The sequence below is a fragment of the Metabacillus sp. KH_069 genome, assembly GCF_057838075.1.
Map to the genome: position 1 here is coordinate 2,705,165 of NZ_CM174460.1, position 15,919 is coordinate 2,721,083.

Genomic DNA, 15,919 nt, shown 5'->3' on the forward strand with positions numbered 1-15,919 from the left:
GATGATGGAAAGCGGAAGCGCCTAACTTCCCGGTTAGAACGGCTCCGGAAATAAAATAAAATGCAGACTTTTTCGGGTTAGAGCTGACCAAGCTTCCGCCATATAAATTAGATCAAATTCAATTTTTGCGCCACAAGAATTGCCTGTCTGTGGTTTTTTGCCTTTTCTTTTGTCAGTCTTTCTAAAAGGGAGACAAAAAATGAGCCGTCAAATTCCTTCTGTGCTTTTAATGTCAGCTCGATTGCAGCAATGACAAGCTCATCTTCAGCACCTGTATAATGTTTGCCGAACTCGATAAAGCCAAGAGCATCTTCCTTCAGCTGAAATCCTTTATCTTTTAAATGCAGCAAATAATCTGTAACCGACTGTTTCGTATGTAGCAAGCAGACCCCGCCTTAGGTGTAAAGTTTCATCCATCCTAATTTTAGCTGATGGGTGAAAAAATTTCTATACTGATTAGTAATAGCCAATTTCATGAATTTCATCTGATTGAAACGTGATAACGAGCGGATCTTTATTTTGAGCTTCTTTTACCATTGCTTTAGCCACTGTTTTTGCATGGATCGGCTTCATTATTTTTAATTTTCCGATAAAAAGGAATCCAAAACTTTTAGCTATCCATTCACCCATCTTTTCTCCATAACGGAAGTCTTCCCTGTCACCGAGCAGCAGAGACGGCCTGAACAATATGACCGAGGGCAGACCCATGTTCCTTAAGGCATCCTCCATTTGTCCTTTTACACGATTATAGTAAAACATTGAATCGCAATCTGCTCCGATAGCTGAGACAGCAAGGACTTTTCTAACGCCATGCTGTTTAGCCAGCCGGGCAGCTTCCACTGCGTATTCAAAATCGACTTTATAAAATGCTTCCTTTGATTTTGCCTGCTTCATCGTGGTGCCTAAACAAATAAATAATTCATCTGCGGCAAATTCACTGCCGTAATCAGATAAATGATCGAAATCAGAAATTACGGTATTTTTATGTTTGGTATTTTCATGTGTTAATGGTTTTCTTGTAATCGTCTTCACTTCTGAGTACTGCTTAGATACAAGCAGGAGGCTGAGCAATTCGGTCCCGATCAAGCCAGTTGCTCCGATAATCAATGCTTTCTTCATGATCGCCACTCCAATCTTATAATTAGAATCATAAAGGAATTAGAGCCATTAATCAAAAAAAGAGAGGTCACATTGCCTCTCTCACTGCCAGGGCATCTGATAAAAATGTGTGCAGCCCTCTGAGTTCCAGTTCCTCAATCATCTGAACAGCCCGGTTATGTTCAACATTCAAAATAGCTTCATCAAGCGCGCACTCAACTGGCACATCGCACGTAATCTCAGCAAGTCTTCGTGACAAATGAAGCATTTCAAGATCTTGTTCAATCTTAGAACGCTGCGCTTTGGTCAGCTCTTCCAGGCTGCTGAGCAGGCCTTCAATGGACTTGTATTTCGCAATCAATTTATAGGCGGTTTTTTCACCAATGCCTTTTACGCCAGGATAGTTATCACTGCTGTCTCCCATCAGTCCTTTTACATCGATCAGATGAGCTGGAAGAATGCCTGTCTCTTCTGTAAAAAAGTCGTGTGTATAGACTTTATACTGGCCAATCCCTTTTTGCATAAGAACAACCTGTACATCCTCCGTTAATAACTGCAGCAGATCACGGTCACCAGTCAGGATGGAGACATTCATCTCACCTCCGTACAGTTTCGCAAGAGTACCGATGCAATCGTCTGCCTCATAGCCTGCAAGACCAATATTCGGGATGTTTAAAGCCTCAACTACTTCTTTAGCTAAGTCAAATTGCGGAAGCATTTCAACTGGAGCTTCCGGACGGTTTGCTTTATAGTGATCAAACAATTCCGAACGGTACGTTTTGCTTCCCATATCCCAGCAGCAAATCACATGACTCGGGTTAAAATGTTTAACGGATGCCAGTAAATGCTTTAAGAAGCCGTTCACCGCATTAGTTGGAACGCCTTTGCTGTTAATCATAAAATTGCCGTATACAGATGTTGCATAAAAGGCTCTAAAAAGAAGCGCCATGCCATCTACAATTAATAAATGCTGTTTATTATTCATCTATTATCTGATCCCCTATCTAAAAAATTCAAGTACCTCTATCATATCATATTAAGGACGGAAGGCTGAAAGGGAAAAACATGAAAAAGACCTCCACATTTGTGAAGGCCTTAATCTATCTAGTTAGAATCCTTTTTCTTTTTGCTGTTCATTTTTTTCACTTCTGTTTCTGCATAAGAAGCGAATTCTTCATTAAAGCCATTTTTCTTTTTTTCATTGTTGTTGCGCTGTGCATTTGCATTTCCGCTTTTTGTTCTGCCCATTTTTAACACCTCTTTTCAGTTGTGTTAGTCTTAGGTTTTCCATTAAGCAGGTCTGATTACACGCAGAAGTTATTGGTTATCACCAGTATATTTTCGCTGTACGTACTCATGAACCATATCTTCTGTGACGAGTTTTCTCGTCGGGATAATGCCTTGTTTAGCAAGCTCATTGATCTCAGCTGTAACTGCATTAATGCCAGTAAGAGAGAAGGACTGTGATTGTCTGCATTGCTGAACGGCTTGCTCAATCAGCGCTTCTCTTCTTTCTTCTAATGATAAAAATTCAGAAACAATCGCGTGCTGTTTTTTACTGTGAGCTGAAATTTCTTCATGTACGTTTGTCATTGGGCAAGTCTCCTCTTTTTTTCATCAGGTTCAAAACGGCTTCAGCCGGTGTCCAGCAATCAAAAGAATAATCCGGCTTTGTTTCAAATCCAAGCCTTCCGCAGCGGTAAATCATTTTTCCTTCGCTCCGGAAGCTTTGAAAATGAGTGCATGCTGCACAAACCTGATATTTTTTGCTATTCATTGCTCTCAAGCTCCATCATAATTTGCTTCAGAGTTTGATGACCTAGTTGATGCAGGGTCAAATCATCATTTGTATAAGCAGACAGCAGCGCTTCATAATAATTCTCTGCCTGATTGGCCAGGTTCTCAGTCAGCAGTCTGCATTCATTCATGAACTGCCCGCGATAATATACTCCGAATTGATGCTCGTGAGCTTCCAGTATATCTGAGATCGGCTGATCAAGATTCTTCTGCAGCTCGTCACTCATAATTTTCTTCTCATTTTTTTCGAAAAAGGATTTTGTATTTTTAAATCTTTTCAGCGGCTGGCGAATTTCACCATTGGTCATGTCTTTTAACGCAGCCTGCAGGTTGGGTGTTTGAAATTTCGAGAATTCAGGCAAAGATGTCCTAAGCTGGTTATTAGTCAGTGCCATATCTTTGGAATGGCGCTTAAACACATCCGCAAGCAGCTTGTGGATGTATTTTTCAAGCCTAAGGGTTGTTGCCTGCAGCTCTTGCAGGACATGAAATTGCAGCGAAACCAGCAGGTCCTGCAGGCAGTTTTCAAGGATTTCTTTAGTCTGCTTAGATGATCCTGCAAAAGCTCCTGGATGAAAGGCTTCTTTAAACAGGTCTGGAAATCTCAGCATCGTGCGCTGTTTCACATAAAAAAGCTGCTCTTTTATTTCCTGAAGAACCTGTTTTTGCTCAAGCTCGTGTTCATCCGCGCTGAGCATAGATCCAATCTCAGCACGTTCTGTTGAAAGCCTTTCAAGTTCTTTCTTCCTCTTCTCCTGATCATCGTTTGCAGCTTCCAGAATCGACTGCAGCTGCTGCTTTGCAATAGACAGTTCTACCCTGGCAGACATGATCATCGAAGCGGATAAATCGTTGTTGATAAAGTGCATAAAATCATCTTGGAACTGTTCGAATTCAGAAAGAGCAGGATCTGCTGTTTTCTCAAGCTCCATCAGACTAGAAATGCCGTAAAGACGCGGATGGCGAATCTCATGTGTCAGCAGCTGCCCTGTAATATACTCTTTTACCATCTCAATTTCTTCCTTGCTCTCTGCAAGATCAATGGCATTGATGACAAAGAACATCTTATCCATCGCAAATGTATCTTTTACGCGTCCAAGCTGCTTCAGAAATTCACGGTCGCCTTTTGAAAAAGGATGGTTATAATAGGTGACAAATAAAATAGCATCTGCATTTTTAATATAGTCAAAGGCTACTTCTGTATGCCGCGAGTTAAACGAGTCCGCACCCGGTGTATCAACAATCGTAATCCCGTTTCGACTAAGAGGGCTGTCAAAATAGATGATGACCTCTTCAACCGTGCATGCTTTTTCTTCATTGGCAACAAACTCTTTGTATTCCTCTCTGTCAACTCCTCTTACCGTTCCGCTGATTGAGGAGAAGTTTTTAAGAGCATGTGTGTAGAGCGGAAGAAGAGATTTCAGTCTCTCATTCCCGCCTTCCAGCTTTTCGAGTTGTGAGAGAGCTGATGTTATCGATTCTGCTTCAATCGAAAATAAATCGGCGATTTCCTTCAAAAACGCATCTTCTGATTTAAATTTCACTTCAATATAACCGTGCGGCTTATCCGCTGTTACTGGAACAATTTTGTTGATTGTAGCTGTAGTTGGCGTCGGGGACGAAGGCAAAAGCTTTACCCCTAGCAGCGCATTGGCAAATGAAGACTTGCCTGCACTGAAAGCACCAAATAAAGCAACCGTAAATGATTTATTTTGAAGCGAATGCGCCTTTTCTAAAAGAGATGCCGACAGCATTTGAAAACCGGGAATATCCCGCATCGCTTCTGAAGCCCGGGCAATCTGCCGTGAAAAGAAATCTTGATCGGGCTGCAGATCATGTTCAGGCTTTTCTTCATTTGTGACTTCATCGCTCGCGGCCGGAACTGGATGACGCGCCTCAAGCATCCCCTCTACTGGTTCTTTCTCAGGGTGCTTTTGCATCCACTCTGTAAAATTGATATCTGGAAAGCTTAGCTGATCCATAAGTTCCCTTAAATCATTTTTTACTTGTTCATATGAAATCAGGCTGTGATAGGTTTCATTCAATTCTTCAAGCTGTTTATTCGCTTCGTCAACCTGTGCTTCAAGCGTTTTAATTTGATCTGCACTTTGATTTTTAAGATGGCGCTCAATCTCTTCAATTAGAGGGAGGACCTGCTGTTTGCACTCTTTCTTGACAGCCTCGCTTAAATCATTGGAGAAGGTCAGCGTATATTGAGAATTGACTGTTGCACCTTTATGAATAGAGTCCTCGAGCAGCTGCGGCTGAATCTTAACTTGGAACGATTGAATGTTATTTAAGATAACGGGATCATGGATCTCATATTCAGCACTTTTTTTCTTTAAAAGCTCAGATAAATGCCACGTAATTTGCGACTGCAAGCGCTCTGTTATTTCTTCGAAGAGCTCAGATTCACGCTTTTGCTTCTCTTCAAGCGTTTTAGCTTTAGAGAAGAGAAGTCCGACCTTAAATCCGGGCTGAGCAGCTTCAATAAACCTCTCCGCCTTTGATCTTGTTTCAAATGGAATCAAATTCGCATTTTTAAGAATATACTGAAGCTGCTCCTTCATATCAAATACGGCGCTGTTTACTGTATCAAGCAGGCTTTGCAGGGCTGAAGCTGATGACTCTTTATTTAATTGAACCGATTCTAATTGCTGAATTAAATCATCTGCCTCGATATCTTTAATTTCAAGATCGTCCTCTTTCCACTTCAAAAATTCTTCCACTAATGATTTCAAAGTGAACTGGGCATTCTGGATAACAAGGTGATTTTCGGCAATTGTATCCCGAATAAGCTTTTTTACTGTCTGAAGCTGATTATGAGTATTTTCAAGGTCTACTAAAGATGTATAAAAGATATGGTTCTTAGAAAGACCTGCTCCGCCAAATGTCATTTCAATTTGTGATTTGAAATAAGTAAAAGGAACTTCTTCTTCCCTGTGTTTATCGATTTGATTCACAATCAAACAGACATTTTTTCCTTTATGTATCATTTCACTTATAAACGCAACATTCTCTTCAGATTGTACATGATTATAATCTGTCACGTAGAAGATCAGATCTGCAAGGTGCAGCGTTGATTCTGTTGCCATCCGGTGAGCGGCGTCTGTTGAATCGATCCCGGGTGTATCCATAATCACCACATTTTCAGGCAGAGCCTGATACAAATCGCTGATCTCCACTTTCAAAATCTCTTCGCCCTGCTTGCAGTAATCTTTTACTTGCTGAATGGAATATTCCCCGTTCAGCTTCAGTAAATTCCCGCTGCTGTCATGCAAAATGACCGACTTGTCCCCTTTTTGTAGCAGCACCACATTAGCACTGGTCGGGATTGGACTTGTGGGCAGAATGGATTCTTCAAGGATCGTATTAATCATTGTTGATTTTCCGGCAGAAAAATGACCGGTAAACGCAATATGCTTTGTCTCTTTATGAACTTTATAAATCAGCTCTTTTACCTTATCTGCTGCGGCTTTATCCTCTTTCATCCGTTCGAAAACAGCAGCTGAACGCGGCAGCAGGTGATGTTTTAACGTTTTCGTGCTCATTGCCTAAACCCCTTTACCCTAGCGTATATTGCTATTTTACTTGATTTTTTGCCTTTTTCCCATCATATTATAGAATGTATGAATGTTCTTCTGAATTCTGAAACTTTTTTATTACATGACTCGTATAATAATTAATTATAAATGGTTTTTTCACTAGCTGAAAGGTGGGCATTTTCTTGTTGTTTGGTAAGGTATTATGCAAATTTGGAGTCGGCTCGGCAAAAATTGATCTTGTTTTAAAAGGTGATACATACTGCAGCGGCGATATGATCAAAGGTGAATATATTATCGACGGCGGCGTTGTTGAACAGCGATTAAAACGTGTGGAATCAGATCTGGTGCTGACTACTTCAAATGATGACCGGGAAAGAGTGATTCATACGAACACCATTTACTCCTCAGCTGTGATAACGGCGCAGGAAAAGAAAGTGATGGGCTTCTCTTTTAAGCTTCCATCAACCCTTCAGCCATCTGACCACCAAGTATCCTACAAATTCATTACACGGCTGATTTTTACAGACGGCATCAGCAGTGTCGATCATGATGAAATTATTATTCAGCCTGACTAAATCAAGAATGGGCTGTCCAGAAAGTCTGTTTTCTATTATTAATGTTGTCCGTTCCTTTCCGCTCCAGGAACTTGCTTTCCTCGGGGAGGGTGGGAGCCTCCTCAGCTTTGCCTCCGGGGTCTCCCATTTCCCTCTAATTTCCCGCAGGAGTCAAGTTCCTTCCGCTGCAATCCACTAAAGTTATTGAAAAGAGCCTACAGAAAATAGCAGGCAGGAAATAACATTTATTTTTCCTGCCTGCTTCTTTTTAGAAAAGACTTATTGGACAATCCCTTCATTCTCTAAAAGTTTATCTATATATTGAAGGACTTCTTTTTCGACTGGATACAAACCGGTCTTCCCTTCTGGATCTTGCTTTCGCACATCCCAAAATTTCTCCATAAGTTCAGCGTCTCCGCGAAATGTTAAATCAGACAGCCTTATGATATCTTGTGCAAGAAGTTGTCCCTCTTCAGAATCCGGGCTTATTTCTTTCTGCAGATGAAGCCGTGCCCTCTTTAGAATGGAAATCCATTGTTTTGTTATGTAATCCTCCTGCTCAGCTTTAGGCAGCAAAGACATCGCTTTTATTTCCTCATCATTGAAAGAGTCTTTCCAGTGAAAAGTCTGTTCATGTGCACTCCTGGCAAGCGGCAGAACACGCTCCCAGCTTAAGCCGTCGTCCACCTCATTGATTGTGAGCAATCCAGTTGTTTTTTTAAGCTGAGCTGATAGTTCTTTAAGCTGAGCTTCTAAGTGGTGTTTATGTTTTAAAACAATTTCAACTGTATTCAGCTCTTTCAGCAGGATTTTGATTTGATCCAGCGGAAGCGCTAAAGATTTCAAGAGTACTGTTTTTTCTAGAAGCAATAGATCTGCTTCTGTATACAGCCTCCGTCCGCTCTGGTCCTTTATGCTTGGCTCGATCAAGCCGATTTGATCGTAGTACCTCAGGGTGCGGACACTGATATTCAGCATCTTGGAAAGCTGACCGGTTGTAAAGGATTTCACTTTCATGCCTCCTTTTAAAAAAGTTCTTGCAGGTGACGCAGCGTCATCTTTTATGATCAAGTTAACATTAGAAATGGGGGATTTACATGCAAAGTATTTCTTTTATCAAACAGCGGGATTCTTGGGAAATGAAAGACTTCTTCCTTTTACTGTTCATTGCTTTCGCTGCTGTTCCTTTGCTCATTGAAATGTATCTTTACAATCTATTTGAAGCATTTTTTAAGGATACTTTCTATTCAGGTACGTTAATTGGATTTTTCATGTCTATTTTATTTACCTTAAGTCTTTACTATATTTCCATAAAGCCTCATGCTCTTTCTTTTAAAGAGATTGGCCTTGTTTCTTTTGAGAGAGGATACTGGAAACAAATTCTTCTGTGGACTTTAGCGCTGATCGTTTTAAGCACTTTCATTATGATTTTCATGTCTTTAATAGGAGGAACCTATGAAAATGCAAAAACAGAAAGTATACAGCAAAGCATTTCTCCGCTCACATTGCTGATTGGACTGCTGTCGGCAAGTGTGGTCTCTCCAATCTATGAAGAACTTTTTTACCGTGGTTTTATATATCAATTTCTGAGAAACAGATTGGGTATTTTCCCAGGCATTATGATCAGCAGCTCTCTTTTCACCCTAGCGCATATCCCAACTTACAACACGCTGCCCGTCAATTTTTTATCAGGAGTGATCTTTGCATCGACCTATGAAAAAACAAATTCTGTAATACCCGCAATGATCATTCATGGACTATTTAACGGAATTGCGGTCTTACTGACCGCATTTGCTTCCTAGCAGCTGAAAATCCGGTTTTTGACTTATCCTTTTTTTCCTATATAAAGCAAATGTGAAGAAATGCCAAGTAAGGACGGGTCCTTTGCTGTTTCAATTAATAGCTCAATAAGCTTACTGAACTCCTGGTCTCCTTTTCCCTTCCACAAGTTCCAGGAGTTCTCGTTCAGTGCTGCACCAATAGCCGTTGATCCAATTAATGCCGCCGTTTGAAATCCGTTTGCTTCCATGAAAGGAGCGATATCCTCCACACGATAAAAATATGCGCCAGTAAAGCGCCCTTTTTCCTGGTGATCAAACGTTCCATTCACTAAAAAAGACTGGATTGCATCAATTGAATCATTTGGCTTCCAATGATCCGGCGACTGTAAGGAAGCATACATATGATGGGCTCGTGATCTGAAAGCAGCAAATACTATGCCGCCATTCTTTGTCACTCTGTATAATTCCTGAACTGCTTTTATCCGAGCTGGCTCTTTCTGCAAATGATAAAGCGGTCCCATCATCAGCGCAGCGTCAAACATATCATCTTGAAAGAGAGATAGATCCGCTGCATCCAGATGGTGAAAACCATGAAACTGATCTGTTAAACCAAGCTCCTTGGCTTTCTTTTCAGCCAAAGCAACAAGCTTAGGAGTCAGATCCGACAACGTGATGTTGTATCCCTCTGCGGCAAGCGCCATTGAATACTTGCCAGGTCCTGCTCCATTATCAAGAATGTGGGCTTTTTCAGAAAGGTACTGTTTTATGTAATGGTAATTGATAATATATTCAAGCGGTTCACGGTCCAAACGGGTCCATTCTCTTTCAGCAAAACCTGTATAATAATCGATGACGGAATTCAATGCTCTTCCTCCTTTATATCGTTTGAATATTCATAAATTATACCATTTATTGTATTTAAAGGCTCTTTTCGTAAACATTGTTGCTTTTAGACTAAATGTTTAAAACCATTAGTGGATTGTAGCGGAAGGAACTTGACTCCTGCGGGAAAATAGAGCGAAATGGAAGACCCCGCAGGCTCGCCGAGGAGGCTTTCACGCTCCCCGCGGAAAGCAAGTTCCTGCAGCGGAAAGGAACGGACAACATTTATAATCAAAAACAACAATTTATGCGAAAACAGCCTATTTAAAATATGAAAAAAACGCTCTATGAATAGAACGTTTTCTGGTTTACTAATTTTCCGGCTGTTTTATTTTAGGCTCTGATTTTTTCGTTACTTTCCACTTGAAGATTTTATTCAGGAAATGATAGATGGCTTTAGACTCTTTCGTTAATAATGGGCCAAGGATCGCTAAAATGAGCACATAGAGAGCTGAGAATGGTTTTAGAATCGGCATCAGACCGCCAGCTATTCCTAAGTTAGCCATGATTATTGAAAACTCTCCCCGTGAGACGATGGTCAGTCCGATGTTTAGTGATCCTTTATGAGATAATCCGGCTCTTCTGCCTGCGATCATACCCGCGATGATATTACCGGTAATCGTCAGCACAACTGCACCCAGAGCAAGCCATACAGCGCCTCCAAGTGAAAATGGATCAATGCTTAATCCGAAGCTGAAGAAAAAGAGGGCTCCAAAGAAATCGCGAAATGGAACAACTAAATGTTCGATGCGGTCGCTGTGTTCTGTTTCTGAAAACACCAGACCTAATAAAAGGGCACCAATTGCTTCAGCAACATGAATTGTTTCTGAAAAACCGGCAATAAAAAACAGGGATGCAAATACAACGATGATAAAGATTTCATTTGAAGAAATATTTAATACTTTGTTTAGGATTGGAGTTGCTTTCCGGGCAACAATGAAAAATAAAAGCATGTACCCGAGGGCTATTAGAATGGAAGTTAAAGCTCCGCCAATTGACGTTGCATCTCCAAGAACGAGGCCTGAAACAACAGATAAATAAACAGCTAAAAAGATATCCTCGAACATGATAATTCCCAAAATCAGTTCGGTCTCAGCATTACCTGTTCTTCTTAAATCAACCAATACTTTTGCAACGATGGCACTTGAGGAAATGGTGATGATGCCTGCAATAATCAAGATTTCAAGCAGGGGGAATCCCGCAAGATAGGCAAACATCACCCCTACAGAAAAGTTTATTAAAATATAGATTGAACCGCCCATCACAATGGACTTTCCTGATTTGATCAATTTTCCGATAGAAAACTCGAGTCCGAGGTAAAAAAGGAGAAATAGAACACCCATGCGTCCCATAAATTCAATGATGTCCGCACTCTCAATGAAGGTTAAATCAATGACTCCAATCTTTGGAGCGTGAGGACCTACCAGCATTCCAAGGATAATGAGGAATGGAATAATGGAGAACTTAAATTTCCCAGCCAAAAGGGCTGCAATTGCTACTAAAACTAATGCTGTTCCTACTTCAAATACTAAATGATCCATCTATACATACTCCCCCTTAAGATGATAATAAATTTTTGATCAGCGCTTTCAAATCCTTTCTTTCTCCTGAAATAACTAATGTATCTCCTGCTTCAATCACCGTTTCTGGTCCGGGATTCAAAACTTTCTTCTGATTTTTTTTCATAATAGCAATGACCGTTACGCCGTAATCGTTTCTAATATCAATGTCTAGAATGGATTTATTCACAGCAGGAGCACCAGGCTCGACTTTGAACCATTCAATCACAAGGTCATCAAGAGCGATTTCAATGGTCTCTAATGCTTTTGGTTTGTAAACCATGCCGCCTAAAATGGCTGCAACTTGTCTAGCTTCATCATCATTAAATGTAACACTGGAAATGCTTTCCTCATGATCATCCGCATCAAAATGATAAATTTCTCTTCTGCCATCATCATGAATAACAATGACAATTTTATCATTTGTTTTTGTGATCACTTCAAACTTTCTGCCGATTCCGGGCAATTCACTCTCTCTGCAATTCACACCTATTCCTCCTTACATTTTGGGCAAAAAAATAGAGGCCTTTTATAAGGTCTCCAATTTTCTTACTTTCATTGTATCTAACTTTTTTGATGTATTCAAATAGTTTGCACTATTATTCACAAAGTCCTCAATTGTTCTAAAACTCTTTAGAAGAAAACGGCAAAAAATATTTAACTCCCCTTCTGTTAAACGGGAGAATTTTCATATCAGCAATCAAATGGCTTGCGTATCCCGATGTACTGACAATAAATGAGTGATTGACTCCGGTTGCCTGTTCAAATTGAAATGCGATCAGGGCGAAAAAAGCGAGGCCCGCAAATGAGTGAGTGTAGCTTCGATGAGGAACGAAAGATGCAACAACAATGAATGCTCCAAGAAGAATGATCCAAATTTCCTGAAGCGAAAATCCTCCTGCTGCAGCGCCGATGCCAGTCATCGTCAGCATATGCCTTTGCCTGATAAAAGCTGAGAGGACAATAATTCCCGTTCCAGCCCCCATGCCTATCCAAATTTCATTGCCTCTTCCTTGAAAAAAGCTGTACATGATCATCAAAAAACCGACAATCTGTGCAACCGTGCGGAAAAATTGATGAGAAAACGTAAGTTTGTTGCTCAATTTACCGTCAATATCAAAATCAGGCATTAACGCTGTCAAACCGCCCAGACCTGATAACAGCAAGGTTGTCTGAAAGTCAGCACCTGCTGTATTGGCGATAATAAATCCTGTTCCGGCACCTATAGCCATGTGTGATGTTCCGTTCATAGATGATACCAGTCCCCTTTTTGATTAATACTATTATTCTAATATAAAAAAGTCCTGCCGGGACGACTATGATGGAAAAACTTTCTGATAAGGCATTCTCTATACAAATAAAAAAAGATCCCCTTCATCAGGAGACCTTCTTCCATTAAAACGTATGAGCTAAATCTTTAGCGCGGGAAATTCCATCTTCTTTTATTTCCTGAGCTTTGTCAGGCATTGCCGCATGACCTTCAATGAATAAGCCATCAAATGATGGAACTCCGAAGAAACTCATCATAATGCCAAGGTAACGGTGTCCCATTTCCATATCAGCTGCCGGACCAGTTGAATAGATGCCGCCGCGTGCTTGAATGTGAAGAGCTTTTTTATCTGTCAACAAACCGACAGGTCCTTGTTCTGTGTATTTAAACGTTTTGCCTGCTACAGCTACAGAGTCTAGATATGCTTTCATAACTGGAGGGAATGAGAAATTCCAAAGAGGAGTTACGAAAACATATTTGTCAGCTGAAACAAATTGTTCGCTCAGCTCAGATAGACGACCTACTTTTGCTTTTTCTTCTGCAGATAGCTCTTCAAAACCTTTTCCGGTCTGGAGTTTTCCCCAGCCGCTGAAGACGTCTGCATCGATATGAGGGATGTTCTCTTTATAAAGATCGATATGAACGACCTCGTCATTTGAATTTACTTCCTTGTAAGTATCCAAGAATGCTTTTCCTGCTGCCATACTGAATGATGCAGTATCATCGTGCGGGTGTGCTGTGATGTATAAAACTTTTGCCATTTTGTCATTTCACCTTTCCTTGTTAAAAATTAGAGACATTTTATTATTGTTTTAAAATGAGTGATTAAAACAATAAATTATGAATCTTTAAATTGAATATCTTCAATTCGAGATAATAATATCGAATATTTTATTCTTTGTCAATTGATTTGATTTCACTAAAAACAATTCTCAAAGCTTTCTATCCGTATTCCCGGAAGATTTGTACCCAGTATTGCAGGATTGCTCGTAATGGGAATCTCTATTTTCATCAGCCATCCGCATCACCTGGCTTCAGGAATCTTTTGGGTTTTTTTTACGGTACTGCAGCTGCAGGAGCCTATTCTTCTGTCAATACTTCGATAATGGCTTACAGAGGCCGATAGAAAAATTCACATAAAAAAACTGCCAAAGAGGCAGCGAATGTATTTACGAAACAGTATTTACTTTTTTAAGTACGTAACCAATTAACGAGCTGTAGCCTAAGACGGTTCCTAATAATAATACCATTGTCATTGTCTCACACAACCTTTTCGCTGAGAATGATTCTTAAAATCAGTGTAGCACGAATGAAAATCATTTTCAATAGGAAAAGCGGAACCGACTGGTCAGACCCGACAGACAGATAAGGATCAGCCAGTAAAGGCGCTTTTTGCCTTTACTGGCTGAGACGTTCTGGCCGAGGAGCTGGGAGATGGAGCTGGACAACAAGAAAAGAGGAATCGCCGTGCTTACCCCTGGATCTGAGCCGATAATTTTAATACCGGCAAGTTACAGAATTGGCGGTTTTGAAATGAATGATTGGGGTTTCCAATTTAATTGGAGGGGTTTTGAAATTAATTCATGGGGTTTTCAATTTAATTTGAGAATTCCGTCCCGCCCGAGGGGCCAAAAGGTGAAGCTGAACTCCACGAAAAGCTGCCCCCCGGCCCCTGCTCACTCAAGATTCCTCCTTCCCTGGTATAAACCTTTTTTTAGCAAGAAATGCTTTCTTATAATCTGTATGCTCCATCAGCGCTTTTTCTTCCGCCGGTATCCTGATAGACAAAATCGCGGCATTTAGAATCGTAAATAGAATCGCGGTAATATATGCTTGAAATAGAATCGGGAGAAAAAGAATCTCAACCGCTACAACTAAATAATTTGGATGCCTCATAAATTTGTAGGGGCCTTTTGCGATGACTTCAAGATCCGGTACGATTATGATTTTCGTATTCCAAAACGGTCCTAAGCTGAAGACCGCCCAATATCTGATGATTTGTGTGATCAAAATAATCGGCAGGATGATCATCCACAAGGGTGAAATTTCTTTATTAAAGAGAATGACCTCTAGTGTGAATGACAGCAGAAACAGCAGATGAACGGCTACAATCAGCGGATAATGCCTGCTGCCATGCTCTTCTCCCCCCATACTTTTCATGTGTGCTTCGTTTCTCCTCGCAATCCCTAATTCAGATACTCTTTGAACAATGATAATGAAGAGAAAAAGATAAAAGATCATCCAGCCTTCTCCCATTCTACAAGTAATAGCTCTGAACAAAATCCTGGTCCGAGGGCTGCAATGATGCCTAAATCCGATTCCTCACCCAGCCCGCTGCTTAAATATTCTTCAATCACATACATAACTGTAGCGGATGACATATTGCCATGGTTTTTAAGGACGTTTTTAGAGACCTGAAGTTGTTCCTCTTCAAATCCAAGGCTTGTCTGGTAGGCTTGGAGAACTTTCTTTCCGCCTGGATGTGCAAGGAAGTGCTTAATTTGGTGCAGGGGAATGTGTTCTTCTTTCAGGTAATCTTCAACCGTCTGTCTTAGCCAGTTTTTAATAATGCTTGGTATATCTCTCGAGAAGATGACGTAAAATCCATTATTTTTTATATCCCATCCCATGACATCTTCAGAATCCTTCATAAAGGTTGAACGAGTAGAAAGCGTTTTAGGAAGTGTTTTTAGAAGGGAGAGCTCTTCTGCCTGAACTTCTTCTCCTGTAAGCAATGTGCATGCTACTCCATCTGCAAACAAGGATGTGCCAATAAAATTGCTTTTCGATAAATCATCATGCTGAAAAGTCAGGCTGCACAGTTCCACGCAAACAACAATCACTTTAGCCTTTGGATAGGCTTTGCAGTAATCATGAGCTCTTGATAAGCCGGATGCTCCCCCTGCGCAGCCTAGGCCCCAGATGGGCACCCTTTTTGTTGAATCCTTAAAAGGCAATTGATTCATAATCTTCGCGTCAATGCTCGGAGTCGAAATTCCCGTACTTGAAATAAAGAAAATCGCATCAATCTCTTCGCAGCCGATGTCTCTTTTTAAAAACTGATTTGCAGTTAAACAGTTTACTATAGCACTGGTCCCAAGCGCTACTGCAGCTTCAATATATGTATTATTCTTGTCTTCGAATGAGTGAGCTGAAGTATACCACTCCATATCTTTTACGAACTGCCTGTTTTCAATGTCTCCGTTTTTAAATGCCGGAAGCAGCCTATTAATATCTTTAAAGGAGCCTGAGAATAGTTCTTTAGCGAATTCAACCGTAGTGTCCTGCGGCATTTGATTCGGCGGTATGCTTTTACCAACAGACAAAATATACGCCATAAATACACCTCATTTTTCACCTGATAAGGTTACTTTTTCCATTATGGCGCCGCTTTATGTAGTACTACATCAGGTAAACAAAAAAAAGCTCTTCC

The 15,919-nt window shown here is 40.6% G+C and carries 17 protein-coding genes; 2 read left to right on the forward strand and 15 right to left on the reverse strand.

Annotated elements, in window-relative coordinates:
- Nucleotides 1-107: 107 nt before the first annotated feature.
- The 7 genes from AC3ISE_RS13480 to AC3ISE_RS13510 all read right to left on the reverse strand — a co-directional run bounded on the left by AC3ISE_RS13480 (nucleotide 108) and on the right by AC3ISE_RS13510 (nucleotide 6,446).
- Nucleotides 108-383 (reverse strand): DUF6123 family protein, encoded by a 276-nt coding sequence (locus tag AC3ISE_RS13480; protein WP_489221390.1) that lies wholly within the window; start codon nucleotides 381-383, stop codon nucleotides 108-110.
- 73 nt (nucleotides 384-456) lie between these two features.
- A complete protein-coding gene (locus AC3ISE_RS13485) occupies nucleotides 457-1,119 on the reverse strand; it encodes an oxidoreductase (RefSeq protein ID WP_489221391.1) in 663 nt (220 codons plus the stop codon).
- A 67-nt stretch (nucleotides 1,120-1,186) separates the two neighbouring features.
- The gene (locus AC3ISE_RS13490; RefSeq protein WP_489221392.1) at nucleotides 1,187-2,083 is read right to left on the reverse strand and encodes a 5'-3' exonuclease; all 897 of its coding nucleotides are present in this window, start codon (nucleotides 2,081-2,083) and stop codon (nucleotides 1,187-1,189) included.
- Between the two features lie 119 nt (nucleotides 2,084-2,202).
- Nucleotides 2,203-2,346: a hypothetical protein gene (locus tag AC3ISE_RS13495; protein WP_165970872.1), complete on the reverse strand. Its 144-nt coding sequence runs from the start codon at nucleotides 2,344-2,346 to the stop codon at nucleotides 2,203-2,205.
- A 69-nt stretch (nucleotides 2,347-2,415) separates the two neighbouring features.
- Nucleotides 2,416-2,691 carry a DUF2533 family protein gene (locus AC3ISE_RS13500; RefSeq protein ID WP_489221393.1) on the reverse strand — a complete coding sequence of 92 codons (276 nt, stop codon included), beginning with the start codon at nucleotides 2,689-2,691 and terminating at the stop codon, nucleotides 2,416-2,418.
- On the reverse strand, nucleotides 2,675-2,875 hold the full coding sequence (locus AC3ISE_RS13505) for a hypothetical protein (RefSeq protein WP_309194117.1): 201 nt from the start codon (nucleotides 2,873-2,875) through the stop codon (nucleotides 2,675-2,677). Before AC3ISE_RS13505 ends, AC3ISE_RS13500 begins: the two co-directional genes overlap by 17 nt.
- Entirely contained in the window at nucleotides 2,868-6,446 is a 3,579-nt protein-coding gene (locus AC3ISE_RS13510; RefSeq protein ID WP_489221394.1) for a dynamin family protein, read from the reverse strand. Before AC3ISE_RS13510 ends, AC3ISE_RS13505 begins: the two co-directional genes overlap by 8 nt.
- Nucleotides 6,447-6,622: 176 nt before the next feature.
- On the opposite strand from AC3ISE_RS13510, the gene AC3ISE_RS13515 reads away from it, so the two are divergent.
- Nucleotides 6,623-7,015: a sporulation protein gene (locus tag AC3ISE_RS13515; RefSeq protein WP_489221395.1), complete on the forward strand. Its 393-nt coding sequence runs from the start codon at nucleotides 6,623-6,625 to the stop codon at nucleotides 7,013-7,015.
- A 258-nt stretch (nucleotides 7,016-7,273) separates the two neighbouring features.
- Here the strand turns inward: AC3ISE_RS13515 and AC3ISE_RS13520 are convergent, their stop codons facing one another.
- Nucleotides 7,274-8,005: a MerR family transcriptional regulator gene (locus tag AC3ISE_RS13520; protein ID WP_489221396.1), complete on the reverse strand. Its 732-nt coding sequence runs from the start codon at nucleotides 8,003-8,005 to the stop codon at nucleotides 7,274-7,276.
- Nucleotides 8,006-8,091: 86 nt separating this feature from the next.
- On the opposite strand from AC3ISE_RS13520, the gene AC3ISE_RS13525 reads away from it, so the two are divergent.
- Nucleotides 8,092-8,796 (forward strand): CPBP family intramembrane glutamic endopeptidase, encoded by a 705-nt coding sequence (locus tag AC3ISE_RS13525; RefSeq protein ID WP_489221397.1) that lies wholly within the window; start codon nucleotides 8,092-8,094, stop codon nucleotides 8,794-8,796.
- A gap of 23 nt (nucleotides 8,797-8,819) precedes the next feature.
- On the opposite strand, the gene AC3ISE_RS13530 is transcribed toward AC3ISE_RS13525, so the two are convergent.
- The 7 genes from AC3ISE_RS13530 to AC3ISE_RS13560 form a co-directional block, all read right to left on the reverse strand.
- Nucleotides 8,820-9,638: a class I SAM-dependent methyltransferase gene (locus AC3ISE_RS13530; protein WP_489221398.1), complete on the reverse strand. Its 819-nt coding sequence runs from the start codon at nucleotides 9,636-9,638 to the stop codon at nucleotides 8,820-8,822.
- Between the two features lie 330 nt (nucleotides 9,639-9,968).
- Nucleotides 9,969-11,198: a cation:proton antiporter gene (locus AC3ISE_RS13535; protein ID WP_489221399.1), complete on the reverse strand. Its 1,230-nt coding sequence runs from the start codon at nucleotides 11,196-11,198 to the stop codon at nucleotides 9,969-9,971.
- A gap of 16 nt (nucleotides 11,199-11,214) precedes the next feature.
- Nucleotides 11,215-11,703 (reverse strand): cation:proton antiporter regulatory subunit, encoded by a 489-nt coding sequence (locus AC3ISE_RS13540; RefSeq protein WP_489221400.1) that lies wholly within the window; start codon nucleotides 11,701-11,703, stop codon nucleotides 11,215-11,217.
- 136 nt (nucleotides 11,704-11,839) lie between these two features.
- Nucleotides 11,840-12,466 carry a metal-dependent hydrolase gene (locus tag AC3ISE_RS13545; RefSeq protein WP_489221401.1) on the reverse strand — a complete coding sequence of 209 codons (627 nt, stop codon included), beginning with the start codon at nucleotides 12,464-12,466 and terminating at the stop codon, nucleotides 11,840-11,842.
- A gap of 145 nt (nucleotides 12,467-12,611) precedes the next feature.
- A complete protein-coding gene (locus AC3ISE_RS13550; RefSeq protein WP_489221402.1) occupies nucleotides 12,612-13,247 on the reverse strand; it encodes an FMN-dependent NADH-azoreductase in 636 nt (211 codons plus the stop codon).
- A 919-nt stretch (nucleotides 13,248-14,166) separates the two neighbouring features.
- The gene (locus AC3ISE_RS13555; protein ID WP_489221403.1) at nucleotides 14,167-14,727 is read right to left on the reverse strand and encodes an isoprenylcysteine carboxyl methyltransferase family protein; all 561 of its coding nucleotides are present in this window, start codon (nucleotides 14,725-14,727) and stop codon (nucleotides 14,167-14,169) included.
- Nucleotides 14,724-15,824, reverse strand: coding sequence for a type III polyketide synthase (locus AC3ISE_RS13560; protein WP_489221404.1), 1,101 nt, complete (start codon nucleotides 15,822-15,824; stop codon nucleotides 14,724-14,726). Before AC3ISE_RS13560 ends, AC3ISE_RS13555 begins: the two co-directional genes overlap by 4 nt.
- Nucleotides 15,825-15,919 lie beyond the last annotated feature (95 nt).